The 23,389-nt window shown below is 71.9% G+C and carries 23 protein-coding genes; 13 read left to right on the top strand and 10 right to left on the bottom strand.

Annotation, left to right across the window (positions count from 1 at the left end; all coding sequences use genetic code 11):
• Nucleotides 1-7 precede the first annotated feature (7 nt).
• Nucleotides 8-1,924: a phosphatase PAP2 family protein gene (locus tag BJ965_RS36645; RefSeq protein ID WP_184915659.1), complete on the top strand. Its 1,917-nt coding sequence runs from the start codon at nt 8-10 to the stop codon at nt 1,922-1,924.
• A gap of 36 nt (nt 1,925-1,960) precedes the next feature.
• Nucleotides 1,961-3,631 (top strand): ArnT family glycosyltransferase, encoded by a 1,671-nt coding sequence (locus BJ965_RS36640; protein WP_376777964.1) that lies wholly within the window; start codon nt 1,961-1,963, stop codon nt 3,629-3,631.
• A 17-nt stretch (nt 3,632-3,648) separates the two neighbouring features.
• On the opposite strand, the gene BJ965_RS36635 is transcribed toward BJ965_RS36640, so the two are convergent.
• Together BJ965_RS36635 and BJ965_RS36630 are read right to left on the bottom strand one after the other, a co-directional pair.
• Complete coding sequence (locus BJ965_RS36635) at nt 3,649-4,050, bottom strand: DUF3662 domain-containing protein (RefSeq protein WP_184915645.1); 402 nt, start codon at nt 4,048-4,050, stop codon at nt 3,649-3,651.
• Nucleotides 4,051-4,101: 51 nt separating this feature from the next.
• The gene (locus tag BJ965_RS36630; RefSeq protein WP_184915643.1) at nt 4,102-4,263 is read right to left on the bottom strand and encodes a hypothetical protein; all 162 of its coding nucleotides are present in this window, start codon (nt 4,261-4,263) and stop codon (nt 4,102-4,104) included.
• A gap of 157 nt (nt 4,264-4,420) precedes the next feature.
• On the opposite strand from BJ965_RS36630, the gene BJ965_RS36625 reads away from it, so the two are divergent.
• From BJ965_RS36625 to BJ965_RS36610, 4 genes are all read left to right on the top strand, one after another.
• Entirely contained in the window at nt 4,421-5,338 is a 918-nt protein-coding gene (locus BJ965_RS36625; RefSeq protein WP_184915640.1) for a MurR/RpiR family transcriptional regulator, read from the top strand.
• A 258-nt stretch (nt 5,339-5,596) separates the two neighbouring features.
• Nucleotides 5,597-5,977, top strand: a complete 381-nt coding sequence (locus BJ965_RS36620) for a hypothetical protein (RefSeq protein WP_031133768.1) — start codon at nt 5,597-5,599, stop codon at nt 5,975-5,977.
• 43 nt (nt 5,978-6,020) lie between these two features.
• Nucleotides 6,021-6,587: an antibiotic biosynthesis monooxygenase gene (locus BJ965_RS36615; protein WP_184915638.1), complete on the top strand. Its 567-nt coding sequence runs from the start codon at nt 6,021-6,023 to the stop codon at nt 6,585-6,587.
• Between the two features lie 106 nt (nt 6,588-6,693).
• Nucleotides 6,694-9,090 (top strand): SpoIIE family protein phosphatase, encoded by a 2,397-nt coding sequence (locus tag BJ965_RS36610; protein ID WP_184915635.1) that lies wholly within the window; start codon nt 6,694-6,696, stop codon nt 9,088-9,090.
• Nucleotides 9,091-9,337: 247 nt separating this feature from the next.
• On the opposite strand, the gene BJ965_RS36605 is transcribed toward BJ965_RS36610, so the two are convergent.
• Both BJ965_RS36605 and BJ965_RS36600 read right to left on the bottom strand, forming a co-directional pair.
• The gene (locus tag BJ965_RS36605) at nt 9,338-9,826 is read right to left on the bottom strand and encodes a flavin reductase family protein (RefSeq protein ID WP_184915632.1); all 489 of its coding nucleotides are present in this window, start codon (nt 9,824-9,826) and stop codon (nt 9,338-9,340) included.
• A gap of 9 nt (nt 9,827-9,835) precedes the next feature.
• Nucleotides 9,836-10,558: a peptidoglycan-binding domain-containing protein gene (locus BJ965_RS36600; RefSeq protein WP_184915629.1), complete on the bottom strand. Its 723-nt coding sequence runs from the start codon at nt 10,556-10,558 to the stop codon at nt 9,836-9,838.
• Nucleotides 10,559-10,781: 223 nt separating this feature from the next.
• Between BJ965_RS36600 and BJ965_RS36595 the strand changes: the two genes are divergently transcribed.
• Entirely contained in the window at nt 10,782-11,450 is a 669-nt protein-coding gene (locus BJ965_RS36595) for a TetR family transcriptional regulator (protein WP_184917924.1), read from the top strand.
• A 152-nt stretch (nt 11,451-11,602) separates the two neighbouring features.
• Nucleotides 11,603-12,013, top strand: a complete 411-nt coding sequence (locus BJ965_RS36590) for a Zn-ribbon domain-containing OB-fold protein (RefSeq protein ID WP_030847540.1) — start codon at nt 11,603-11,605, stop codon at nt 12,011-12,013.
• A 7-nt stretch (nt 12,014-12,020) separates the two neighbouring features.
• On the opposite strand, the gene BJ965_RS36585 is transcribed toward BJ965_RS36590, so the two are convergent.
• From BJ965_RS36585 to BJ965_RS36575, 3 genes are all read right to left on the bottom strand, one after another.
• Nucleotides 12,021-13,358, bottom strand: coding sequence for a Gfo/Idh/MocA family protein (locus tag BJ965_RS36585; protein WP_184915610.1), 1,338 nt, complete (start codon nt 13,356-13,358; stop codon nt 12,021-12,023).
• 64 nt (nt 13,359-13,422) lie between these two features.
• A complete protein-coding gene (locus tag BJ965_RS36580; RefSeq protein ID WP_184915605.1) occupies nt 13,423-13,803 on the bottom strand; it encodes a PPOX class F420-dependent oxidoreductase in 381 nt (126 codons plus the stop codon).
• Between the two features lie 30 nt (nt 13,804-13,833).
• On the bottom strand, nt 13,834-15,012 hold the full coding sequence (locus tag BJ965_RS36575; protein ID WP_184915602.1) for a MalY/PatB family protein: 1,179 nt from the start codon (nt 15,010-15,012) through the stop codon (nt 13,834-13,836).
• Between the two features lie 24 nt (nt 15,013-15,036).
• On the opposite strand from BJ965_RS36575, the gene BJ965_RS36570 reads away from it, so the two are divergent.
• Nucleotides 15,037-16,026, top strand: coding sequence for a DUF3800 domain-containing protein (locus tag BJ965_RS36570; RefSeq protein WP_184915599.1), 990 nt, complete (start codon nt 15,037-15,039; stop codon nt 16,024-16,026).
• A gap of 122 nt (nt 16,027-16,148) precedes the next feature.
• Entirely contained in the window at nt 16,149-17,495 is a 1,347-nt protein-coding gene (locus tag BJ965_RS36565; protein ID WP_184915596.1) for a S1 family peptidase, read from the top strand.
• 32 nt (nt 17,496-17,527) lie between these two features.
• Here the strand turns inward: BJ965_RS36565 and BJ965_RS36560 are convergent, their stop codons facing one another.
• The 3 genes from BJ965_RS36560 to BJ965_RS36550 all read right to left on the bottom strand — a co-directional run bounded on the left by BJ965_RS36560 (nt 17,528) and on the right by BJ965_RS36550 (nt 19,928).
• The gene (locus tag BJ965_RS36560) at nt 17,528-18,352 is read right to left on the bottom strand and encodes an EamA family transporter (RefSeq protein WP_184915593.1); all 825 of its coding nucleotides are present in this window, start codon (nt 18,350-18,352) and stop codon (nt 17,528-17,530) included.
• 78 nt (nt 18,353-18,430) lie between these two features.
• Nucleotides 18,431-18,616, bottom strand: coding sequence for a hypothetical protein (locus BJ965_RS36555; protein ID WP_033312444.1), 186 nt, complete (start codon nt 18,614-18,616; stop codon nt 18,431-18,433).
• A 151-nt stretch (nt 18,617-18,767) separates the two neighbouring features.
• Nucleotides 18,768-19,928 carry an ROK family transcriptional regulator gene (locus BJ965_RS36550; protein ID WP_184915590.1) on the bottom strand — a complete coding sequence of 387 codons (1,161 nt, stop codon included), beginning with the start codon at nt 19,926-19,928 and terminating at the stop codon, nt 18,768-18,770.
• Nucleotides 19,929-20,099: 171 nt separating this feature from the next.
• Here BJ965_RS36550 and BJ965_RS36545 point away from each other — a divergent pair, with 171 nt between their 5' ends.
• Genes BJ965_RS36545 through BJ965_RS36535 form a run of 3 tightly spaced genes read left to right on the top strand, consistent with a single transcriptional unit; the run spans nt 20,100 to nt 23,366 of the window.
• Nucleotides 20,100-21,065 (top strand): carbohydrate ABC transporter permease, encoded by a 966-nt coding sequence (locus BJ965_RS36545; RefSeq protein ID WP_184915587.1) that lies wholly within the window; start codon nt 20,100-20,102, stop codon nt 21,063-21,065.
• Nucleotides 21,066-21,082: 17 nt separating this feature from the next.
• Complete coding sequence (locus BJ965_RS36540; RefSeq protein WP_184915584.1) at nt 21,083-22,006, top strand: carbohydrate ABC transporter permease; 924 nt, start codon at nt 21,083-21,085, stop codon at nt 22,004-22,006.
• Nucleotides 22,007-22,016: 10 nt separating this feature from the next.
• On the top strand, nt 22,017-23,366 hold the full coding sequence (locus BJ965_RS36535; protein WP_184915582.1) for an ABC transporter substrate-binding protein: 1,350 nt from the start codon (nt 22,017-22,019) through the stop codon (nt 23,364-23,366).
• The last annotated feature ends 23 nt before the right edge of the window (nt 23,367-23,389 follow it).

The raw sequence follows: 23,389 nt of genomic DNA, 5'->3' as shown, positions 1-23,389 counted from the left end.
CGCACCCATGCCGTCATCAGCCGGGCACCGCTCCCCCGCCACCGTCGACAGGCGGGGCTTCCTCAAGACCTCCCTCGGTGCCTCGGCGGGCCTGCTCGCCGCACCGGCCTTCGCGACGTGGCTCGGCGCCGCGGACGCCAAGGCCGCCACGGGCTTCGCCGCCTTCGTCGACGACTACAAGTCGAACGTCATCACCAATCTGACCCCCGAGACCAACGCCGTCGTCCGAGTCCTGGGCGGCATGTCGAAGGTGTGGAAGACCGGCGACGGCTGGAACACCGGCCGGGTCCTGGACCGCGAGGTGCTGCGCGCCAACATGCGCTACTGCGCCCACGTCACGCAGACCCGCACCGAGGCACAGGCGAAGGAGGCCTTCCTCTACGACCGCCAGCACCAGAGCTACGCCATGATCGGCGGCCTCGGTCCGCTGGCCGGCCTCTACAAGGCGGGCGCCAAGGCCGTCACGTCGATCACCACCGCCCCGGAGGGCACTCCCGCCGGGAAGATCAACGACACCCTGCCCGCCGACGCCCCGGCCGGATCCGCCCTCGGGGCGGGCTCGTACGACTCCGACCTCGGCCTGGTGGCCAAGCTGGTCGACACCGTGCGCGGGCCGTTCGCCTCGGGCAACCCGGGCAAGTTCGCCTTCCAGTACCCGCGCCCGTGGCGGATGAACGAGGACAGCGAGGTCGTCGACACCGGCACGAAGGACGCGCTCGGTTACCCGGTGTACGACTCGGACGTGGTCGTGGCCCCGCAGCTGCTGCGCCAGCGCTCCGAGAACGCGCAGGAGGACGGCGGCTTCCCCAGCGGCCACACCAACGCCTTCCACCTGGCCGGTCTGGCCTTCGCGTACGCGGTGCCGGAACGCTTCCAGGAGCTGGTCACGCGGGCGTTCGAGCTCAGTCACACGCGGATCGTGGCGGGCATGCACTCCACCGTCGACGTCCTCGGCGGCCGGATCATGGCCACCGCCCTGACCGCCGCGACGCTGGCCGACCCGGCGAACGCCGAGCTCAAGACCGCGGCCCGCGCCCAGGCCCTCGCCTATTTCACCCAGCGGACCGGCACGACGGCGGACACCCTCTACGACTACGCCCACCCGGGCGCCGGGGACGCCTACGCCGACCGCGAGGCCAACGCCCGTGCGGTCGGGCCCCGGTTGACGTACGTCCTGCCGCGCCGCGGCCGCAAGGACCCGCTGACCGTGCCGAAGGGCGCGGAGGTGCTGCTGGAGACGCGGCTGCCGTACCTGACCGCGGCCCAGCGTCGTGAGGTGCTGCGGACGACCGCGCTGCCCTCCGGGTACGTTCTGCTGGACGGCTTCGAGCAGTGGGGCCGGCTGAACCTGTTCGCCGCGGCGGACGGTTACGGCGCCTTCGACCGGGACGTCACCGTGACGCTGGACGCGGCGGCCGGGGGCTTCCACACGGCCGACAGCTGGCGCAACGACATCGAGGGCGACGGCGGTCTGACCAAGCGCGGCTCGGGCACACTGACCCTGACGGGCCACAACCGCTACCACGGCGGCACCGTCCTGGAGGCCGGCACGCTGGTCGCCGCCTCGCCGAACGCCCTGGGCGAGGGCGACGTCCGGGTCACCGGCGGCACGCTCCGCGCGGCCAAGGTCCTGCGGGTGCGCGGCTCCTACGTCCAGGAGGGCGAGTCGACGCTGGAGCTGGCGCTGCGCAGGAACCACGGCCCGGCCCTCACGGTGGGCCGCCGGGTTCTGCTGGGCCGGGGCAGCGTGCTGTCGCTGCGGCTCGACGCCGAGCGGCCGCCGGTCGCGGGGACGACGGTTCCCGTCCTGTCCACCGGGCAGCTGCGCGGCCGGTTCGACCGCGTCGAGGTGGACTCCGAGACGCTGCGGGCGGTGCCCGTCCACACGGCTGACGGTCTGTCGGTGCGACTCGTGAGGCGGTAGCGCTTTCCACGGCGGGGGCTGATGCAGAGTGGGCCCATGAGGGACCTCTGGATCGCTCCCGCCGTTCCCCGGCCGGTGTCGCTCCCGCCCCCGGGACCTGTCGGCACCACACGGCGGCCGGGCAGACGGTGGCCGGTACGGCTCCTGGTGACCGTACTGCTCGCCCAGATGGCCTTCGCGATGGTCACGACCGCCGTGCGCCAGACCCCCACGATCGACGAACCGGTGTACGTGGGCGCGGCCGCGGAGTACGTGCACGAGCACCGGCTGCGGCACAACCCCGAGCATCCGCCGCTGGGCAAGCTGGTCATCGGTGCCGGAGTCGCCCTCGCGGATCCGCGCCTCGCCCCGGGCTTCGCCGGAGACCAGGGGCAGTTGGGCCGGCAGCTGCTGTACGAGTCGGGCAACGATCCCTGGCGGCTGATGCTCCGGGCCCGCCTTCCGGTGATCGCGCTGACCCTGTCGTTCGGGCTGGTGGTGTTCGCCTTCGCGCGTGAACTGGCCGGGCCTCCCGCGGGGTCGGCCGCGCTCGCGCTGTACTGCTTCTCCCCCGACGTCATCGCCCACGGCTCGCTCGCGACGCTCGACGTGCCGGCCGCCGGGTTCGTGCTGACCTCGGCGTGGCTGGTGTGGCGGGCGCGCCGGAGACCGTGGCTGTACGTGCCGCTCGCGGGTCTGTCACTCGGCGCCGCACTGGCCACGAAGATGAGTACGTTGGCCGCCGTGCCGGTGCTGATGGCGCTGGCCGCCGTGTCGGTGTGGAAGGCGTCCGCGGGAGGCCGGCGGCTCGTTCGCGCGATGGCCGGCGCGGGGGTCGTGGCTCTCGCCGCGATCACGGTCGTGTGGGTCACGTACCTGATGGTCGATCCACGGCTGCGCTGGACTCCGGAGCAGCACGTGCCCGTGGTGCACGGCCTGCGGGGGCTGCTGGTCCGGCTCCTGCCCTTCCCGGAGGCCTACCGGGACGGGATGCGCGTGCAGTTCGGGCTGGAGAACCGGCCCTGGCAGGGTTTTCTGTTCGGACGGCTGTACGACGGATCGCTCTGGTACTACCTGCCGGCCGCGCTGCTGGTGAAGACCCCCCTGGGGATGCTCGTACTGTGGGCCGCGGGCGCCGCGGTCGTCGTCGCGCTCCGGCGGCTGCGGCCCGTCGCACCGTGTGTGCTGGCCGCGCCGCTGGTGCTGCTGATGGCGGCCATGCAGGGGGCGCGGGACTTCGGAACCCGCTACGCCGTGTTCCTGCCGCTGTTCCTCGCGGTCGCGGCCGGGTGCGTGCTCATGGTGGGGCGGCGGTGGGCGGCCTTGGGGGTGGCCGTTCTGGTGGCCTTCGCCGCTGTCAGTTCGGCGCGGGCGTATCCCTACTATCTGCCCTACTCCAACGAGGCGTTCGGGGGGCCGGGCAGGACCCGGCAGTGGCTGCACGACTCGAACGTGGACTGGGGGCAGGACCTCGGGCGGCTCGCGGACCGGCTCCGCGACCGGTACCGGGGTGAACGGGTGTGGCTCGTGTACAAGGGCAGTGGGGTGCCGTCCTTCTACGGCATCGAGGCCTCGGATCCCCGGCACGTGCCGGTCCACGAGGTGCGGGGACTGCTGGTCGTGTCGGACTCGGCGGCCGCGAAGGCCTCGGGGCGGCTGGCCGAGTTGATCGGCGGCAGCCGCCCCGTCGATGACGTCGGGCACTCGATCACGGTGTACCGCCGTTGAGTGCGGGGGCGCGTACGTCAGTGCATCGCGTGGAAGAACCCGTCTGCGCTCACGTGCTGCATGACCCTGGAGGCCACCCGGTAGCGGCCGTTGGGCACGTCGGGGCACCTCGCCACGTGGACCGCCAGCGGGCCGGCGAACTCGTAGCCGCGTCGTTCCGCGTGGCGGGACAGGCTGTCGGTGAGGGCCTGGCCCACGTCGGTGCCGGTGCGGGTCAGGTGCTCGTGCACGTCGTCGGGCAGTTCCACGTCGTAGGCGTTGGGGACCATGACACGTCCCTCACGGCACACGACGGCGTTGTCGTCGCACTCACGTTGCAGGGCGTCGAGGACCTCGACGGGTTCCTTGTCGCGGAGCCGCGCCCACAGCGCGTCCCATCGGTTCTCCAGGGTCTGTTCCAGCGCACTCAGCGCGCTCATGCCGTCTCTCCTGCCGGAAGCGTCGTCGGTTCGGTCGGGGGTGCCGGTGCCCTACCGGTCGTCGTAGTCGCCGGGGCGCACCTCGGCCTCCTCCAGGGCCTCGCGCATCGTGCGGCCGGTCCCGCCCGGCGGGCGGGGACGGTTCTCGTCGTGGTGGTCCAGCAGGTCGTCGGTGGTCTGCGTCTTGGGCCGGTTCTCTTCCGGGACGGTCATGCCGGCGGCTCCTCTCGGGGGGTCGTGTGCGGCGGCGGGTTCCCGCCCGGCGCACGGGTATCCCCGCCCGGGGCAGCTCATGCCGCCCGAGGAAGCCCTGGTCACTACGGTGCGTGAGCTATGTTGAACGTCCGTGGGAGACGAAGGAGGCGCACCGGTGCCATCGCCGCAGCAGGCACGCGCACAGGCATCCGCGATCACCTCGGGGAAGGCCGTCCCCGAAGCGGAGGTCTCCCCCTCCGCCCAGCTCAGGGCGCTCTTCGACCGGCCCCGGCTGTCCCCGGGGCAGCGGCGCATCGCGCAGTACCTGATCGAGCACATCACCGAGGCGGCGTTCCTGTCGATCACGGATCTCGCGGACCGGGTCGGGGTGAGCCAGCCCTCGGTGACGCGGTTCGCCTCGGCGGTCGGCTTCAGCGGTTACCCGGCGCTGCGGGAGAAGCTCCAGTCGATCGCCCTGGGCACCCTCGCCGTCGGCCCGTCCGAGGAGACGCACGGCAACGAACTGCAGGCGGCGGTCGACGCCGAGATCGAGAACCTGGAGAACCTGCGGCGGGACCTGGCCGACCCGAGCGTGGTCATCGACGTCGGCCGCAAGCTCTCCTCGTCCGCCCCGCTGACGGTCCTCGGGCTGCGCATCTCCGTCTCCCTCGCCGAGTACTTCGCCTACGCCGCCCGCCGGATCCATCCGGACGTACGGCTCGTGACCCGGGGCGGCAGTGTCGCCTACGACGCGCTGCTGCAATCGCGGGAGGCGGGAGGTACCTGGGTGCTGGCGTTCTCCATGCCCCGGCACGCCCAGGAGACCCTGACGGCCGTCCGGGTCGCGCGGGGCGCCGGGCTCAAGGTCGCCCTGATCACCGATCTGGCGCTCGGGCCGCTCGCTGACGAGGCCGACGTCGTCTTCGCCATCGGGACCGGGTCGCGACTGGTCTTCGACTCCTACGCGGCCCCGGGCGTGATGTGCTCGGCGCTGCTGCAGGCCATGACGGACGCGGATCCGGAGCGGACGCAGGGGCGGCTGGAGGAGTACGAGCAGGTCGCCGACCAGCACCAGTTCTTCCTCAAGGACTGAGCGGCCCTCGGCGGACCTCACATGGGGAGCATCCGCAACAAAGCGCGCATGAATGTTTTCATGCTCCTTGCAAACCGGATGGCATATATAAATACTGCTCACGGATCGCGACCCGGCTGTTCCGGATCCGTTCCGCACCCGTGGAGCCGGGTCCTACCCACTCCGGGTCCCGGGTGTTCGTGGCGGCCCCGGCCATCCCCTAGGCCGGGGCCGCCCCGACCCGTCGTCCACCCACACGACGCCGCACACCCGAGAGCGATGATCATGCCCCTGACGACCACGCGCATCAGCCCGGACTGGCCCTGCCAGGTCAAGACGCCCGGCAGCTACGACTGGGAACGCTCGGCGGCCAAGTGGCTGCGCGAGCTGGTGCCCACGCGTTACGCCGGATACCCCGTGTTCATCCGCCACCCCGTCCTCCTCGCCCGGCACGCCCAGATCCAGGTCCAGAACGAGATCCGGGTCGCCCGCACCGCCCTGCAGACCGCCCGCGCCGACCTGCCCGGACTCGGCCTGCACGAGGGCGTCATCGAGCACACGATCAAGCTGTACGCGGCCGAGGTCATGCAGCTCCAGCACATCGCCCGCAGCGTCCGGGCGGTCACCCAGGCCCTCGTCGAGGCGAACCGCCAGCCGTGAGCCGGCGGGCATGACTCGCGCCGCGCGTGGCACACGTGGGGGAATGAGCACCACCGAAACCCGGCGCGGCGAGCCCGTGACGACGGTCCTGACCTGGCAGGTGCGCCCCGGCCGCGAGGAGCGGTTCGAGGAGTGGACGCACGGCATCACCCGCTGCGCCCGGCAGTTCCCCGGCAATGAGGGCGTCTCCTGGCTGACACCCGAGGACGGCCACCGCTACCACGCGGTGCTGCGCTGGTCCGACCAGCACCGGCTCGCCGCGTGGCTGGAGTCCGAAGAGCGCGCGCGGTGGCACCGGCGGATCGAGGACATCGCCACCGAGGTCAGCAGCGAACGCCAGTCGACGACCGGCATGGAGACCTGGTTCAGCCTGCCCGGTACCACCGTCCAGGCCCCGCCCCGGTGGAAGATGGTCCTCACGACCTTCCTCGGCGCCTACCCGTTCACCCTGCTCATCCAGTGGCTGGTCACGCCCCACACCACCGGCTGGCCGCTGCCCCTGCGGTCCGCCGTCTTCCCCCTGGTCCTGCTGCCGGTGCTGACGTATCTGGTGATGCCACGTCTGAGCAGGCTGCTGCGGCTGTGGCTGTACCCACGCGACGGCAACTGAACAGTCCGCCGGGGACCGGTGCGACCGATGGGGCGCCTGGGGCGGGTGAGCAGTCCGAGCGCACAAGGCTGTCTTCGAATCGGGCCAGGTGTGCCATGCTCGACGCGTGACGAGCGAGCCCGTGACGCCGGCGCAGCCCGGTGCCGCACCGGACCTGGTCGAACTGGCCAAGATCGTCGCCCGGCAGCGCGCCGAGCTGGACCGGCTGCGCGACCAGGCGGCCACCTCGGCTGTCGTGGAACGGGCCAAGGGCGCGGTGATGGCGCTGAGCGGCTGTACCGCCGACGCGGCGGGCGAGCAACTGCTCCAGCAGGCCAAAGCCGCACGTCACACCCTGCTGGAGGAGTGCTGGATCACCCTGGGTGGCCTCGTGCCCACGCCGGCCGGCCCCGGCAGGGCGAATGAGTTTCCCGGCGTCGACGCACCCGGGTCCCGGGCAGGAGCCCTGGACCAGTCGGCCGCGCCGGACGACGTCACCGCCGCCCTGGCCCGCCTCGGACAGGCCCTCGTTCGGGTGACGACTCCGCACGACCTCGCCCGGTGCCTGCTGGACCATCTCGGCCCCGACATGTCGGCGGACGCGGTCCTGCTCTACGCCCGCAGGCCCGACGGCGGCCTCGAACTGATCGGGCACGCGGGCATCGACGACAAGCTGGCGGCCCAGTGGTTCCAGGTACCGCCGCTGAGCGGAATGGCGGCGCTGGAATCACTGCGGGCGGGCGAGCCGCGCTGGCTGGAGGACTTCTCCGCGGACAAGCGGCGGTACCTGCTCATCGGGGATCCGCCCGACCGGTGGCGCTCGCGCGCCTGGCTGCCCGTCCTCGCCGCGGGCTCGGCCGAGGTCTGCATCGGTGTGCTGCGCGGCCGCGCCGGGGCGTTCACCCCGCGCGACCGCTCCCACCTGCGGGGCGTGACCGGGCTGTGCGCCGGCCGGTTGCGCGCCTTCGACGCCCCGCCCGAGCGGGCCGCCGACGCCGCCACGGACACGGTGCAGGCGCTGTTCGAGGCGCTGCCGATCGCGGCGATGCTGCTCACGCCGCTGCGGGCCGCGACGGGCGAGACCGAGGACTTCCGGGTGGAGGCCGCCACCGCCCAGGTGGGCGACCTGCTGGGAAGGACCGGTGAGGAACCGGCCGGGCGGCGGTTGCTGGAGCTGCGCCCGGCCTTGGCGGCCGAGCCGCTGTGGCAGGGCTGTCTGAAGGTACTGGCCACCGGGAAGACCTACGAGGGCGAGCCGTTCGCGCACGAGGAGGTCGTGGCGGGCGTCGCCGAGCTGTCCCTCTACACGGCCCGGGTGGCGCCGCTGGGCGACGCCCTCGTCGTCTCGTGGATCCGGCACGGCTCCTCCGACCGGCAGGAGCAGCGGCTGGCGGACCTGCAGCGGCTGGGCAGTCTCGGCTGGGCGAACTGGAACCTGGTGACACAGGAGGCCTCCTGGTCGACCCAGGTGTTCTCCCTGGTCGGCCGGGACCCGGCGCACGGCCCGGTGCCGCTGACCGAGGTTCCGGAGCTCGCTCTCCCCGAGGACACCCCGGCGCTCACGCGCGCCGTCGACGAACTCGTCTACGAGGGGCGGCCGTTCGACGTGCCGTTCCGGATCCGGACGAGCGGCGGCATCCGGCATCTGCGGCTGGTGGCCGAGGCGGTGGCCGACCGGCACGGCACGCCCGTCGAGGTGCACGGCTTCATGCAGGACATGACCGCCCGGCGGCGCGCGGAGCTGGCCCTGGTCGAGAGCGAGCGGGCGATCCTGACGCAGCACGACGTGCTCCAGGCCGAGCGGACCCTGGCCTCCCGGCTCCAGCACGCGCTGCTGCCGATGGCCAACCGGCCCGTGCACCTGGCCGGGCTGCGCGTCGAGGTCGCCTATCTGCCGGCCCAGTCGGGTGTGCACGTCGGCGGTGACTGGTTCAGTGCGATCGAACTGCCCGACGGGGACGCGCTGCTGGTGGTCGGCGACGTCGCCGGGCACGGGGTCGACGCGGTGGCCACCATGGCCCAGCTCCGGTTCACCGCGAAGGGCATGGTCATCACGGGCTCGTCGCTGACCGGGGCGCTCGCCCGGCTGAACACGCTGCTGCTGCACTCCCGCGACTCCCACGCGACCGCCACGATGGTGCTGGCCCGCTACGACCCCCGTCGCCGGCGCCTGGTCTGGGCCCAGGCGGGGCATCCCCCGCCGCTGCTGCTGCGCGACGGCGAGGCGCGGTACCTGCGCCGCCCCGGGGGCATGCTGCTCGGGGCGTCCACCACGCCGGTCTACCAGGAGGCGGAGTGCCGCCTCGACCCGGGCGACCGGCTCATCCTGTACACCGACGGCCTGGTGGAGCACCCCCCGGACAGCATCGACCGGGGTCTGGAGCAGCTCGCCGAGGCGGTGGCCGCTCCGCACGGCGACGGACCCGGATCGCTGGGGCCGTTGCTCGCGCGGATGCTGCCGGACGTGCGGCGGGACGACGTGTGCGTGGTCGACGTCCGGGTTCCCGGGGCGAAGGACCGGTAGGAGCAGTCCCCGGCTCACGAGTCACCACGGTGGCGCCAGTACCACCACAGGCCCACGAGCGAGGCCAGCAGGAACAGGGCGGGCAGCACCAGGCCGGGGATGCGGGAGCCGTTCATGGGCGTGGCCTTCGGTTCGCGGCGGTTCGGGCGCCTCGTGCGTCGCCCCGGACCAGGGTGACACCGACCGGTCCCCCCGTTCCGCCTTTTTCCGCAGCCCTTGCCCGGCGTTCGACACAAGGAGTCGGACGTCAGTCGACCGGGTGGCCCGGGTGGATGGAGACGGCGTCGGACAGGCGCAGCAACGGCCCGCCGTGCGCACCGTGTCCGCCCCACTCGACCGGGTCGAGGACGAATCCGATGTGGTCGCCGCCGCCCGCGCGCGTCACGATCCGGCCGACGAACCAGGCCGGCGCGTCCTCCAGGACGAGGGCCCCGCCGTACGCCTCCCGTAGCCGGACGTCCTGGAACTTGTCGGTCCGGTCGCCGGTCCGCCCGCCGAACAGCTCGGCGAGGGCGTGCTGTTCGCGGCCGAGCAGGTGCACCGCGAGGACGTCCGCGTCGCGGGCCACCCGGAAGGTGTGGTTGAGCTCGGACAGCCACACCACGAACCGCACGGGCCGCAGCGAGCACTGCGAGGCGAACCCGACCAGGCAGCCCGCCCGTTCACCGCCCGCGGCGGCCGTGACCACGTACATCTCGGGGTTCAGCCGGTCGACGAACTCGTCCATGCCGGCCATGGTCACACATCAACTCGTGCGGGACTCCAGGGCGGTCCGGGTGTCGTCGCCGTATACGCCGGTCTCGTCGCCGCGGATGCCGTACCAGAGCTGGAAGCGGGCGACCGCGGCCGTGAGGGTGGCGTCGTAGCTGCCGCTGGTGGAGCCGTCCCGGTAGACGTCCGGGATGTCCAGGAGACGCTGCTGGAGTTCGGTCACCTCGGGGCCGGTGGCTCCCTCGCGCAGCGTGCCGGCGCCGTCGGGGTCCACGGGTGCGGGGGCGGCCGGGCTCGGCGGGGTGGGTGTGGGGTCGGGGGTGGAAGGGGCGGAGCGGGGCGGGCCGGGCGCGGGCGCGGCGCTGTCGCCCTTGTGCTCGCCGCGCAACAGGAGCGCACCGCCGAAGCCGATCACCGCGGCGGCCAGGACGGCCACCGCGACGGCGGCGCGGCGCAGCCCGGCGCCGGCGGGCACGGCGCGGGTGGGCCGGCGGATCGCGCGGGCGACGGGCGGAAGCTCCTGCGTCAGCGCCTCGGAGCCGGCCGGCGGCCCCGGCAGCGCGACGGACTCGTAGCCGCCGGGGGCGCGGCCGGTTTCGCGGCGGCCGGTTTCCTGCCTGCCGGGGGCGCGGCCGGTTTCCTGCTGGAACTCCCGCATCAGTTCCGCGAGCGCGTCGGTGCGGCGGGGCCGCAGGACGCGGATGGGTTCGAGGGCCTGGCCGTCGTGCGGCGGCCGGGGCTCGGACGGTGTCGACACGCTGCTCTCCTTCGTCCGGGCCCGGGGGCGCCCGACCTTCGAGGATCGTCCTGCCGCTAGATACGCGGCCACCGCGCCCGGGGTTCAGAGCCCGGTCGGGTCCGGCGGACAGAGCACTCAGTACCTCCTCACGAGTGCACTGAGTGCCATGAACATCCTCACGGGTGCTACGTTCGCGCTCATGAGCTCCGAGAAAGCCGAGGCCGGCACCGGGAAGCCGCCCATGCGGGACGCCCTGGTGGCGGCGGCCTTCCAGCTGTTCCTGGAGCGGGGGTACGAGCAGACCACGGTCGACGACATCGTGGCGCTCGCCGGTGTGGGGCGGCGCTCGTTCTTCCGCTATTTCCCCTCCAAGGAGGACGTGGTCTTCCCGGACCACGAGCGGTGCCTCGCCGACATGACGGCCTTCCTGGCGGCATCCACCGACGACGACGAACCCGTGGGGCGGGTCTGCGACGCGGCGCGGCTGGTGCTGCGCATCTACGCGGAGAACCCGACGTTCTCCGTGCAGCGCTACCGCCTCACCAAGCAGGTGCCGGGGCTGCGGGCCTACGAGCTGTCGGTGGTGTGGCGCTACGAGCGGGCCCTCGCCGAGTACCTGCGCCGGCGCTTCGCCGCCCGCCGGGACGGCACCCTGCAGGCCGATGTGATCGCGGCGGCGGTGGTCGCGGCGCACAACAACGCGCTGCGGTCCTGGCTGCGTTCGGACGGGCAGGGCGAGGCGGGCGCGGCGGTGGGCCACGCGCTGGCCTACGTGCAGTCGGCGTTCGGCGGTGGGCCGGTGCCGCCCGCCGTGGAGCAGCCGGAGGACGTGGTGGTCGTGGTGTCGCGGCGCGGCGCACCGCTGTGGCGGGTCGTGCAGGAGATCGAGACGACGCTGGGGCGGGGCTGAGGGCTCCGCACATTGAGGGTACGGAGTGCCTTTACGAGTGGCACTGAGTGCCATACTCTGTGCTGCGTGCACGGTGGCACGGCGAACCGCGCACACGTGTGCGCGGGTGATCGCGTGCGCGGATTCCGGCCGAGTGCAGGGAGTTGACCAGCGTGTACCACTCAGGAAGCGTCACTCAGCAGGCAGCCGGCTCCGCGACGGGTCTGCTCGACCCGAGGGGCCAGAACGCGGAGGCCATCTTCTTCCAGCGCTGCACCTGGTGCGGCACCGCCATGTACCACCGGCTGCTGTGTCCGGTCTGCCGGGGCAGCGAGCTGCGCACGGAGCGCGCCGAGGGCACGGGCACGGTGCGCCACTCCACCGTCGTGCACCGCAACACGCCCGCGGCGCGCAATGTGTCGCAGATAGAGATGTCCGAGGGCTTCGTGGTGCGCGGACGGGTGATGGGCCCGCCGATCGGCATCCACAGCGGGGACCGCGTACGGCTGTCCACGGCCAAGGACCCGGTACGGGGCGAGCCGGTCTTCCAACTGCTGGACGAGCCGTACCGGGCCTGGAGCTGACGCGCGCTCAGCCCGTGATCAACTCGTCGGTGCGCACGGGCCGTCCCGTCTCGAAGCTCCGGTTGGCCGCCAGTCCGACCGCGAGGGCGAGCGCCCCGTCACGTTCGGTGGCCGTGGGACGAGTCGCGGCGGCGGTGTCGGCCGGGCCGGCCTGGCCGACGGAGCCGAACAGCGCGTCGAGCATGCGCGGATCACCGCCGCCGTGTGCCTCGTGGGCGACCGCGAGCGGCACCTCCACCGGGGGCTGCCACAGCGGGCGCAGGGTGAGGCGGGAGCCGCCCGCGTGCTCGGCTGCCGTGTCGCCGTGCACCGCGCCAACCGCCGAGGTGATCCGGCTCAGCGGCGGCTGCCAGCGGCTCTCCTCGACCTCCAGCTCCAGCCGGCCCGTGCTGCCGTTGAACATCACCCGGTAGCCCTCCCAGGGGGAGTAGGCAGTCAGGTGGTACGTCATCGTCGCGCCGCGCGCGTAGCGCACCAGGACGGACATGTCGTCCTCGATGGTGACCGGCCCGCCGAAGACGTTGCGGTCGCGCAGGTAGCCGTCGTCGCGTTCGGCGTCCAGGTAGAGGGCGCGCAGGGTGGCGTCGGCCGTGAGGTCCAGGGCGAAGGGGTCGTCGGCGGCCCGCTCGGCGCCGTGGGCGCGGTCGTAGTCCCGGCGCAGTCCGTGCCGCTCCCCCGCCTCGCGGCCGTAGAAGCCGAGCCGCCCGTAGCCGAAGGCCTCCCGGGGCTCGTCGGCGAGCCACCAGTTCACCAGGTCGAAGTGGTGCGAGGACTTGTGCACCATCAGGCCGCCGCTGTGCCGCTTCTCGCGGTGCCAGCGGCGGAAGTAGTCGGCGCCGTGCCGTACGTCGAGCAGCCACTCGAAGTGGACCGACAGCACCTCGCCGATCGCGCCGTCGGCGAGCAGGGCGCGGACCTTCTCGTGCACGGGGTTGAAGCGGTAGTTGAAGGCGACGGTCAGGGAGTTGCCGGTCTCACGGACGGTGCCGAGGATGCGGGAGCAGCGCTCGGCGTCGACCGTCATCGGCTTCTCGGTGACGACCCGGCAGCCCGCCTTCAGCGCGGGGACGATGTAGCGGTCGTGCTCGGCGTCGACGGTGGTGACGACGACCTCGTCGATGCCCTCCTCGGCGAGCAGGGCGGTGAAGCGGTCGGGCTCCCACGGGGTGGCGGCCGGTGCGCCGGTCTCGGCCAGCAGCCGGTTGTGGAAGGCCATCCGGGTCGGGCTGGGGTCGCACAGCGCGGCCACGACATGGCCGGGGCGTTCCGCGAGGCCGCGGGTGAACAGCTGGGCCCGGTGGCCGGTGCCGACGACGACTGCGCGCAGTGTGGGAGTTCGGCTCATGGCAGGTGCCCTTTCCCGTGGACGGGGTCCCCACTCCCCCGCTGACGAAAGCGCTTGCCGAACCTCAGAGGGTGATGCGGATACCCACCGTGCCGTCCACGCCCCGGCGCAGCCGGCTGCCGAGCAGGGTCAGCCGGCCCGTCAGGCCGTACTTGCGGCCGATCAGCTGCCGGTAACGGCCGGTGGTGGCCGCGTCGCAGATCGCCGCCGTCGCGGGCACCTGGTCGCCGGTGGGGTTGCCGCGCAGGTCGCACGGGCCGACCAGCACGTCGGCGCGGTTGCGGATCCGCTTCACCTTCCAGGAGTCGGCGGGTGTCCACACACCGAGCGCGTCCCCGTCGCGCACCACCCAGACCGGGGTGGCGACCGGCGTGCCGTTCTTGCGGTAGCTGGTGACCAGCAGGTACTTGCCCGAACCGAGTTCGTCCAGCGTCCTGTCGTCCATGTCGGGAAGTCTACGAGCGTGCCCCCGGGTTCAGCGCAGCGCCGCCGCCATTCTCCGTACGGCCTCCGTGAGCAGCTCCCGCGAGGTCGCCAGGTTGAGACGGACGTGGCCGGTGCCGCCGGTGCCGAACGGAAGGCCGGAGCTGAGGGCGACCCGGCCGCGGTGCAGGAAGACCTCGGCCGGGTCGTCACCGATCCCGAGGGCGCGGCAGTCGAGCCAGGCCAGGTAGGTGGCCTCACCCGGCCGGTAGCGGATCGCGGGCAGATGCTCGGCCAGCAGGTCCGCGAGCAGCCACCGGTTGCCGTCGAGGCCGGCCAGCAGGGCGTCCAGCCAGGGCACGCCGTCGCGCAGGGCGGCGGCGTGGGCGATGACGGCCAGGTGACTCGGGCCGTGCCCCACCTCCTCGGGCATCCGCTCCAGGTCGGCGGCGGCTCCCGGCCCGGCGACCGCCAGGGCGGCCTTGAGCCCGGGCAGGTTCCAGCCCTTCGAGGCAGACATCAGCGACAGGCCGCGCTCGGCGCCCGGCACGCTCAGATACGGCACGAAGCCGGTGTCGCCGAGCACGAGCGGGGCATGGATCTCGTCGGCGACGACGCGCACGCCGTACCGCTCGGCGAGCCCGGCGACGGCGGACAGCTCCTCGGCGCTGTGCACGGTGCCGGTCGGGTTGTGGGGGCTGCACAACAGGTGGGCGGCCCGCCGCCCACCGGCCACGGCCTCCCGGAAGGCCGCCTCCAGGACGGCGAGGTCGAGGCGGCCGTCCGCACCGAGCGGGGCCTCGGCCACCCGCCGGTCCATGTGCTCGACGAACGGGTAGAACGGCGGGTACACGGGCGGGTTGACGACCACCGTGTCGCCGGGGCCGGTGACCAGTTTGATCATCTCGACGACGCCCAGCATGACGTCGGGCACGATCGCGGTGCGCTCCACCGCGAGCCCGTCCCAGTCCCACCGCTTCCCGGCGAAAGCGGCCAGGGCCTCCGCGTAGGCGGTGCCGGCCGGGTAACCGGTGTCGCCGAGGTGGAGTGCGTCGGTCACGGCACGCACGACGGGATCGGCGAGCGGCACGTCCATCTCGGCCACCCACAGCGGCAGCACGTCCTCCGGGTACGTGCGCCACTTGGTGCTGGTGCGCTGCCGGAGCCGGTCGAGGGTGAGGGCTTGCAGCGGATTCGGTTCACCGGACGTCTCGTGCGGGATCCTGGTCACGGGCACACGATAGGGGGCTGTGCGGTGAGCGGGAATCTCGTGGACGGGGAGCAGGGCGGGGCGGCGGGCTCGTCGCTGGAGATCGCCTGCGACGAGTCGGGGTCGGACGGTGAGAACCTCACCGGCGGGAACACGGACGTGTTCGCGCATGCCGGAGTGTCGCTGTCCCCGGCGTCGGCCGAGGCGACAGTAAGGGAGATCCGGGACCGGATCCGGTCGCCCGCCGAGGAGTACAAGGCGAACCACCTGCTGCGGGAGAAGCACCGCGCGGTGCTGGAGTGGCTGCTCGCGCCGCGGGGCCCGATCCACGGGCAGGCACGGGTGCATCTCATGGAGAAGACGTTCTTCGTGGTGGACCGGACCCTCGGCCTGCTGCTGGACGACGCGGCAGAGGCGGCCGTCCTGTTCAGCGCGGGGCCCCGGACCTTCGGGGCGGACGGCTGGCGGGCGTTCCTGGAGGCGGCCAACCAGCTGTTGCGGGTCCGCCACGACGGGGATCCGGTGGAGGCCTTCTACGACACGGTCGACGCCCTGCGCCGGACGCACCCGAGGACGGACGCGGCCAGGATCCTGGAGCGGCTCGCCGGGACCCGGCCCCGCGCGGTGTCCTACCGGGACGGGTTCCTGGCCGGGCCGCCACTGATCCCGTTGCTCAACCCGCTGCTCCCTGCGATCGTGCGGACGGCGGCGCTCTGGAGCCGCGACGGGCGGCCGGTCCACCTCGTGCACGACCGGCAGAACATGCTGACGCCGGACCGCATCGCATGGATCGAGGGGATGGCTCGGCGGGCCGGGATCGGCCTGACGGGGATGCGGCTCGTCGTCGCGCGGGACGACGCGCGAGTTCAGGTGGCGGACTTCCTCGCCGGGATCGCCCGCAAGATCGCCTCCGACGAGCTGAACGGCCGAGGTGACCCGGCGCTCACCGCCCTGCTGCGGCCCTACGTCGATCCCGGCTCGGTGTGGGGCGACGCGCGCAGCGGAGCCCTTCTCGCGGCCCCGGTCGCCGGGTGAAGCCGAAGAGATCACCGGTGCGCTGAACGCGGCAGGACTCGGCTCCGTATGGATGAAGGGCACTCAACTCAAGGAGGCCCCCGCGGTGTTCGCGCCGTGATGTTCGGGTTCGGGAGCCATGCATGAGGCACGCACGACGACGGGTCGTCCGGCGAGTGACACGGCTGGCGGCCGTCGGCGGACTCCTCCTCGGAGGAGCGATGGTCACCAACGCCGTGGCGAGCGAGCCCACGGCCCCGTCCATCGGCGTCCCCTTCACCGCGCCACCGGCGACCGGTGAGGGGACCGACCTGGTGTCCCGGCTGGGGAACTCCCGCACCGCCGGCAGCTGGGTCGACAAGGCCGGGCGGCCGGTCGTCGCGGTCACCGACGACAAGGCGGCGGCCGAGGTGAAGCGGGCCGGTGCGCGGGCCAAGATGGTCGAGCACAGCATGAGCGACCTCAAGTCCGCGGCGGCGACGCTGCGTTCGGCGCCCCGGGTCTCCGGAACGTCGTGGGCCCTGGACTACAAGAGCAACCAGGTGGTGGTGCGGGGCGACAGCACCGTCTCCTCCTCCGACTGGTCCCGGATGACGGAGGTCGCCGAGGGCATCGGATCGTTCGTGCGCATGGAGCGCTCCGAGGGCACGTTCACGACGCGGGTCAACGGCGCGCAGCCCATCCTGTCGACCGCCGGACGCTGTTCGGCGGGGTTCAACGTCACCGACGGGGAGGATGACTTCATCCTCACGGCCGGGCACTGCGGGCCCGACGGTTCCGTCTGGTTCGCCGACGACCGCGGCCGGGAGCAGGTCGGCACGTCGCTCAAGGGGAGTTTCCCCGGCGACGACTACTCCTTGGTGAAGTACGACGGTGGCCGTGCGGGCAAGGGCGCGGACGTCGTCGCGGTCGGTGACGGCAAGGGCGTGCGGATCACCGGCGTCGCCGACGCCGAGGTCGGGCAGAAGATCTTCCGCAGCGGCAGCACCAGCGGGCTGCGCGAGGGGGAGGTGACCGCGCTCAACGCGACGGTCAACTACCCGGAGGGCACGGTCACCGGCCTCATCGAGACGAACGTGTGCGCCGAACCGGGCGACAGCGGGGGCCCGATGTTCGCCGACGGCGTCGCGCTCGGCGTGACGTCGGGTGGCAGCGGGGACTGCACGGCGGGTGGTACGACGTTCTTCCAGCCGGTGACGAAGGCGCTGACCGAGCTCGGGGTCAAGCTGATCGTGGCGAAGTCGTCCGGTGGCACGGGTGCGGCTCCCGCACCGTCGGCGTCGCAGGGCGCGGCCTCGCCGGGTTCGTCGGCGCCCATCACGGGCACGGACGTGTCGACGCTGCTGAGCCGTCTCACCGACCCGCGTAACGTCGGCCCCGGCATGCTCGTCATCGGGGGCAGCCTCGTCGCACTGGTGGCGACCCGGTGGATCCGCGCGGAGCAGGACCGCAAGGCGTACCGGCAGTACTACTCGGCCACGTGGGGGTGATGCCGGTGGCCGGCCGTCGCGGGGTGTGCGCGTCAGCCCAGTGTGAGCAGCACGGTCGCGATGCCCGCGCCCAGCAGCCCCACCGCCTGGCGGCGGCTGATCCGCTCGTGCAGCAGGACGAGGCCGAGTACCACGGGGAGGGCCGGATAGAGGGAGGCCAGGACCACGGCGACGGCGAGCAACTGCCGCTGGGCGGCGAGCAGATACAGCACGAGGCCGAGGGCCGCCCCGGCCCCGACGAGGACGGCCTGGGCGCAGCGGACCGGCGGCAGCTTCAGCCGGCGGGCGTGACGCGCGGCGTCCGGCAGAAGGACGAGGACTGCGGCGACCCGGCCCGCGGCGACGGGCCACAGCCCGCTCCCGGCACCCGCCTGACCGAGGGCCAGGTACTGCACGGCGACGCCCAGACTGGCGACGAGTCCGTCCGCCGACCCCTTCCCCGCACCGGCCCTGCCACCGGCGACGAACCACAGCGCCGGCACCGTGACGGCGATGCCCAGCCAGGCGACGGCACCCGGCCGGTCGCCCAGGACGAGGACCCCGCACAGCACCGACAGCGCGACCCCCGTGACGGCGCTCACCGGCACCACGACACTCATGTCCCCCTGGCTCAGTCCGCGGTTGAGGAACCACATGGCCGTGCCGCTGCCGACGCCGGACAGCGCGCCCCACAGCAGGTCGGCGGAGTGGACGGCGTCGGCGGGCAGGAGGAGGGCGGCGGCGCAGGCGAGCAGCAGCCCGCCCAGCTGACCGAGGAAGGTGACGGCGGTGTGATGTGCGCGCCGGGACAGCAGACCGCCGGTGAAGTCGACGATGCCGTAGACGACGGCCGAGGAAAGTGCGAGAAGGGCACCCATTGGATCAGGGGTGCCCTTCGACGAGGGTCCGATGCGTCGGCAACGAGGGCCCGATGCGTCGGCGGGCCGGGACGAAGGTCAGGCCGCGGGCGCCGACTGCGGGGCCGCGGAGGCCCACTCCAGGACGAGCCGCTGGTATTCCTCGCGCTGCTCGACGCTCAGTGTCCCGCCCGACCGGCGCCACAGCGCGCGGATCTCCTCGTTGACCTCGTCAGCCGATCGCTCGGATGAGGTTTCAACAGTGGTGGACATGCTGTGAAGCATACGTCGCCGGACGTGAAGGCGATGTGAGTAATCGGGAGCTAAACCGACATTTCGGACAGTGTTACTGATCACGTCCATCTCCCGGTAAACGTGAGGCTGTTCACATCAGCCACCTGCGAGTACCTTTCGCCGCCCGGAAGTTCGCCGTCGTTCACGCTTCGGCCGACCCCAGCACCAGCACCTTGATGGCCAACACGGCCGCACCACGGGCCCAGTCGTGGAAGTCGGACACCTTCGTCTCCAGGCCCACCGGAGCGGCCAGCGGGTGCCGGAGGTCACGCACGGTCTCCTCGACCGTCTTCCCGGCCACGTCCATCAGCCCGACCCCCTCCCCCGCGAGCAGGATCCTCTGCGGCATCACGAAGTTGGAGATCTGCGCGACGAGCGTGCCCAGAGCACGTGCGGCCTCCTCGACGACCCGGGCCGACATCGGGTCCCCCGCGGCGGCCAGGGCCAGGATCTCCTCGTAGGTGCGGTCATCGCCGGTGGCGGCCCGGATCTGGTAGCGGATGCTGGGGATGGTCAGCAGCGAGACGGCACTGCCGCGCCTGCCGTCCGGGGTGAGCGGCCCGTTGGAGTCGACGATCCAGTGCCTGCCGAAACCGCGGTCCTCCTCCGCGAAGGGCACCCGCTTGCCGCCCAGGACGAGCCCGTAGCCGAGACCGGCGCCGATGGTGAGGACGACGAAGCGGTCCAGGCCCCGGCCGGCGCCGAACCACGTCTCGGCCTCCACCAGGGCGGCGACGTCGTTCTCGACGACGACCGGCAGCCCGGTGCGCTTCTCGACCAGGTCGGCCAGGGGGACGTCCCGCCACAGCAGGAAGGGGGACTCGCCGACCACGGCGCGGTCCTGGACGAACCCGCCGACCCCGATGCCGATCCCGGCGAGGCGAGGGTGGCCCTTGGCCAGTTCGGCGGTCATCTCGGCCAGCACGTCGGCGACTTCGGCGGGGTCATGGGTGGTGAGCGGGCGGTCGTGGCGGGCGACGATATGGCTGCGCAGCGTGGTGACGACGCCGTAGACCGTGTCCTCGGTGATCTTGAAGCCGAGGAAGAAGCCGGAGTCGGCGACGACGTCCAGCGGCTGGGAGGGGCGGCCCTGGCGCGTCTCCGCGGGCACTCCAGCCTCGGGCACCTCGATCAGCAGGCCCGACTCGATCAGGGGCTTGGTCAGCCGGGTGAGACTGCCGGCCGACAGGCCCAGCCTGCGGGCGAGCTCCGTGCGCGACAGCGGGCCGTGGACGAGCACTTCGATCGCCACGGAGCGCTCGCCCGCGCTCAGCGGCAGCCAGCCGGCGGTGCCGTCGGTCATGGAGATCCGACTCCCCTCACCCATTTTTTTCGCACTGAAATCAACATGACCACTCTAGGCCGATGAAGGTTCTTGGGAAAAGATGTTTGCCTGCCTCTTGACGCAGCAATTGTTTCGCACCAAAAGTAAGTCCCGCCAGAGGACGAGCCGCCGCAGCGAGGGAGTCTCCCGATGACCATCGCCTCCAGCAGTCCTCCTTCACGTCTGCCCACGGGCAGCGCGGCGGAGGCCCGCACCAGGACCGGGACGGAGCGGGGGGTGTCCGGCGAGGACCGGGGGGACGGTCGGCTGGCCGCGCTCTTCATCGCGCCGGCCCTGCTCGGTTTCCTGGTCTTCCTGCTCTGGCCGACGCTCCGGGGCATCTATCTGAGCTTCACCCGCTTCAACCTGCTGACACCGGCGGAGTGGGTCGGCCTGGACAACTACGTCCGCATGGTCAACGACCCCATCTTCTGGGACTCCCTGTGGGTCACCGTCGAGTACGTGTTCATCAACATCGGCGTCCAGACGGTCGCGGCACTCGCCATCGCCGTCCTGCTGCAGCGACTGACCCAGTCGGCGATGCTGCGCGGGATCGTGCTGACGCCGTATCTGATGTCGAACGTCGTCGCCGGTCTGGTCTGGCTGTGGATCCTCGACACCCAGCTCGGCATCGGCAACGAGATCATCAGCGGCCTCGGCGTGGACCGCATCCCCTTCCTCGCCGACGAGACCTGGGCGATCCCGACGATCGCGCTCGTCAACGTGTGGCGGCATGTGGGATACACCGCCCTGCTGCTGTTCGCCGGCCTCCAGGCCATCCCGGGCGACATGTACGAGGCGGCCCGGGTGGACGGCGCGAGCGAGTGGCGGATGTTCTGGCGGATCACCATGCCGCTGCTGCGGCCGGTGCTCGCGGTCGTGCTGATCATGACGGTGATCGGGTCGTTCCAGGTCTTCGACACCGTCGCCGTGACCACCGCCGGCGGCCCGGCGAACGCGACCAACGTCCTGCAGTACTACATCTACGGCTCGGCGTTCGGCCGCTTCCAGTTCGGCTACGCCTCGGCGATGTCCGTCGCGCTGCTGGTCGTGCTGAGTGCGATCACCGTCCTGCAGTACCGGCTCACCCGGGCCGGCCGGACCGACCTCGGCTGACGGAAGGAGACACCGCCATGGCTGCCGTGACGACAACACCACCGACGACCCTGCGGCCGGTCCGGCGCAGGTTCCCCTTCGGGCGTGCCGCCGCCTGGACCGTGATGGGACTGATCGTCCTCATCACCCTGCTGCCGTTCTACTGGATCCTGCGCACCGCGCTCTCCACCAACGCGGGCCTGAGCGCCGACCCGACCAACCCCCTGCCGGTCGACCTGACCACCAGCGGCTTCGAACGCGCCCTGGGACTGCAGTCGGCCGAGGAGGCCGTCGCGCAGGGCGGCGCGGGCGGCGGACTGGACTTCTGGCGCTACCTGCTCAACTCGGTGCTGGTCTCGACCCTGATCACCGGCTGTCAGATCTTCTTCTCCGCGATGGCCGCCTACGCCTTCTCGCGGCTGCGCTGGCGGGGCCGGGACAAGGTGTTCGGGCTGTTCCTGGCCGGGATGATGGTGCCGGCCATCTTCACCCTGCTGCCGAACTTCGTGCTCATCAAGCAACTGCACCTGATCGACACGCTCCTGGGCATCGCGCTGCCCACCATGTTCATGACGCCGTTCGCGGTGTTCTTCCTCCGGCAGTTCTTCATGAACATCCCCAAGGAGGTCGAGGAGGCCGCGCTGCTCGACGGCGCCGGGAAGATCAAGATCTTCTTCCGGGTGGTGTTGCCGATGGCGTCCACTCCGATCATCACGCTGGGCGTGCTGACGTACATCACCTCCTGGAACGACTACTTCTGGCCGCTGATGGTCTCCTACAGCGACAGCTCGCGCGTACTGACCGTGGCACTGGCGGTCTTCCGGGCGCAGACCCCGCAGACCGGCGTCGACTGGTCCGGGCTCATGGCCGCGACCCTCATCGCCGCGCTGCCGATGCTGGTGCTGTTCGCCTGTTTCGCCCGCCGCATCGTCAGCTCCATCGGCTTCACCGGGATCAAGTAAGGGGACTGTGATGCGAATTCGACTTCGTCCGCTCGTCGCGGCGACCGGAGCGCTGGCGCTGTCCCTGGTCAGCGGGTGCGCGCAGGGAGGTGCCGCCGGATCGTCCGCGAACACGGTCACCTACTGGCTGTGGGACGCCAACCAGCTGCCCGCCTACCAGGCGTGCGCCAAGGGGTTCGAGAAGGAGAACCCCGGTCTGAACGTGAAGATCACGCAGCTGGGCTGGAGCGACTACTGGACCAAGCTCACCGCCGGGTTCATCGCCGGTACCCAGCCGGACGTGTTCACCGACCACATCCAGAACTTCGGCCAGTTCGCCGACCTGAAGGTACTCGAACCGCTCGACGGCCTCGGCATCGAGGACTCGGACTACCAGCCGGGCCTCGCCGCCAACTGGGTCGGCCAGGACGGCCACCGCTACGGCGCTCCGAAGGACTGGGACACCGTCGCGCTGTTCTACAACTCGAAGATGACCGAGCAGGCCGGGCTCACCGCCGATCAGCTCGACAGCCTGTCCTGGAACCCGAAGGACGGCGGCACCTTCGAGAAGGCCATCGCCCATCTCACCGTCGACAGGAACGGCAAGCGGGGCGACGAGGCGGGCTTCGACAAGAACAACGTCAAGGTCTACGGCATGGCCTCCGGCGGCGGCGGGTTCGGCGACGGCCAGACCCAATGGAGCAACTTCGCCGCCTCCGCGGGATGGAGCTACCTCGACAAGCCGCGCTGGGGCACGAAGTACCGGTACGACAGCAGGACCTTCCAGTCCGTCATCCAGTGGTACTTCGGGCTGGCGAAGAAGGGCTACATGCCGCCCCTGTCCGACTACAACGTCCAGTCCAACCAGGCCAACACCCAGGTCGCCGCGGGCAAGGCGGCGACCGCGTTCGACGGCGCCTGGATGATCTCCACCTACGCGGGCTTCAAGGGCAAGGACATCAAGACCGCCCTGACGCCGGCCGGCCCCACCGGCAAGCGCGCCACGATGATGAACGGCCTCGCCGACTCCATCACCAAGGCCTCCAAGAACAAGGCGGGCGCCCGCAAGTGGGTCGCCTACCTGGCCTCGGACCGCTGCCAGACGGTCGTCGGCAGGTCCGGGGTCGTCTTCCCCGCCACCCCGGCCGGGACCGAGGCGGCCGTCGCCGCATACCGGAAGAAGGGCATCGACGTCTCGGCGTTCACCGAGCCCGTGGCCGACAAGAAGCGCTTCCGGACCTTCTCCTATCCGATCGCCAGCTACTCGGCGGACATGACGGCCCTGATGGCACCCGCGATGGAGGACATCTACGGCAACGGCAAGCCCGTGAGCAGCCTCGACCAGACCAATGAACAGATCAACCTGATCCTCTCGCAGTGATCCCCCACCAGTGAAGGGCACGC

The sequence above is a fragment of the Streptomyces luteogriseus genome (genome assembly GCF_014205055.1).
GTDB lineage: Bacteria > Actinomycetota > Actinomycetes > Streptomycetales > Streptomycetaceae > Streptomyces > Streptomyces luteogriseus.
Note: the sequence above shows the minus strand (reverse complement) of the source record. Positions and strands in the feature narration are given on the sequence as shown.

What these genes read in the sequence shown, in the direction of transcription:
- BJ965_RS36635 (WP_184915645.1), bottom strand. Translation starts at nt 4,050, where the DNA reads ATGAGCGCGCTGAGTGCGCTGGAACAGACCCTGGAGAACCGATGGGAC.
- BJ965_RS36630 (WP_184915643.1), bottom strand. Translation starts at nt 4,263, where the DNA reads ATGACCGTCCCGGAAGAGAACCGGCCCAAGACGCAGACCACCGACGAC.
- BJ965_RS36565 (WP_184915596.1), top strand. Translation starts at nt 16,149, where the DNA reads ATGAGGCACGCACGACGACGGGTCGTCCGGCGAGTGACACGGCTGGCG.
- BJ965_RS36545 (WP_184915587.1), top strand. Translation starts at nt 20,100, where the DNA reads ATGACCATCGCCTCCAGCAGTCCTCCTTCACGTCTGCCCACGGGCAGC.
- BJ965_RS36615 (WP_184915638.1), top strand. Translation starts at nt 6,021, where the DNA reads ATGAGCACCACCGAAACCCGGCGCGGCGAGCCCGTGACGACGGTCCTG.
- BJ965_RS36645 (WP_184915659.1), top strand. Translation starts at nt 8, where the DNA reads ATGCCGTCATCAGCCGGGCACCGCTCCCCCGCCACCGTCGACAGGCGG.
- BJ965_RS36550 (WP_184915590.1), bottom strand. Translation starts at nt 19,928, where the DNA reads ATGACCGACGGCACCGCCGGCTGGCTGCCGCTGAGCGCGGGCGAGCGC.
- BJ965_RS36580 (WP_184915605.1), bottom strand. Translation starts at nt 13,803, where the DNA reads ATGGACGACAGGACGCTGGACGAACTCGGTTCGGGCAAGTACCTGCTG.
- BJ965_RS36595 (WP_184917924.1), top strand. Translation starts at nt 10,782, where the DNA reads ATGCGGGACGCCCTGGTGGCGGCGGCCTTCCAGCTGTTCCTGGAGCGG.
- BJ965_RS36605 (WP_184915632.1), bottom strand. Translation starts at nt 9,826, where the DNA reads ATGGCCGGCATGGACGAGTTCGTCGACCGGCTGAACCCCGAGATGTAC.
- BJ965_RS36620 (WP_031133768.1), top strand. Translation starts at nt 5,597, where the DNA reads ATGATCATGCCCCTGACGACCACGCGCATCAGCCCGGACTGGCCCTGC.
- BJ965_RS36535 (WP_184915582.1), top strand. Translation starts at nt 22,017, where the DNA reads ATGCGAATTCGACTTCGTCCGCTCGTCGCGGCGACCGGAGCGCTGGCG.
- BJ965_RS36560 (WP_184915593.1), bottom strand. Translation starts at nt 18,352, where the DNA reads ATGGGTGCCCTTCTCGCACTTTCCTCGGCCGTCGTCTACGGCATCGTC.
- BJ965_RS36555 (WP_033312444.1), bottom strand. Translation starts at nt 18,616, where the DNA reads ATGCTTCACAGCATGTCCACCACTGTTGAAACCTCATCCGAGCGATCG.
- BJ965_RS36585 (WP_184915610.1), bottom strand. Translation starts at nt 13,358, where the DNA reads ATGAGCCGAACTCCCACACTGCGCGCAGTCGTCGTCGGCACCGGCCAC.
- BJ965_RS36540 (WP_184915584.1), top strand. Translation starts at nt 21,083, where the DNA reads ATGGCTGCCGTGACGACAACACCACCGACGACCCTGCGGCCGGTCCGG.
- BJ965_RS36640 (WP_376777964.1), top strand. Translation starts at nt 1,961, where the DNA reads ATGAGGGACCTCTGGATCGCTCCCGCCGTTCCCCGGCCGGTGTCGCTC.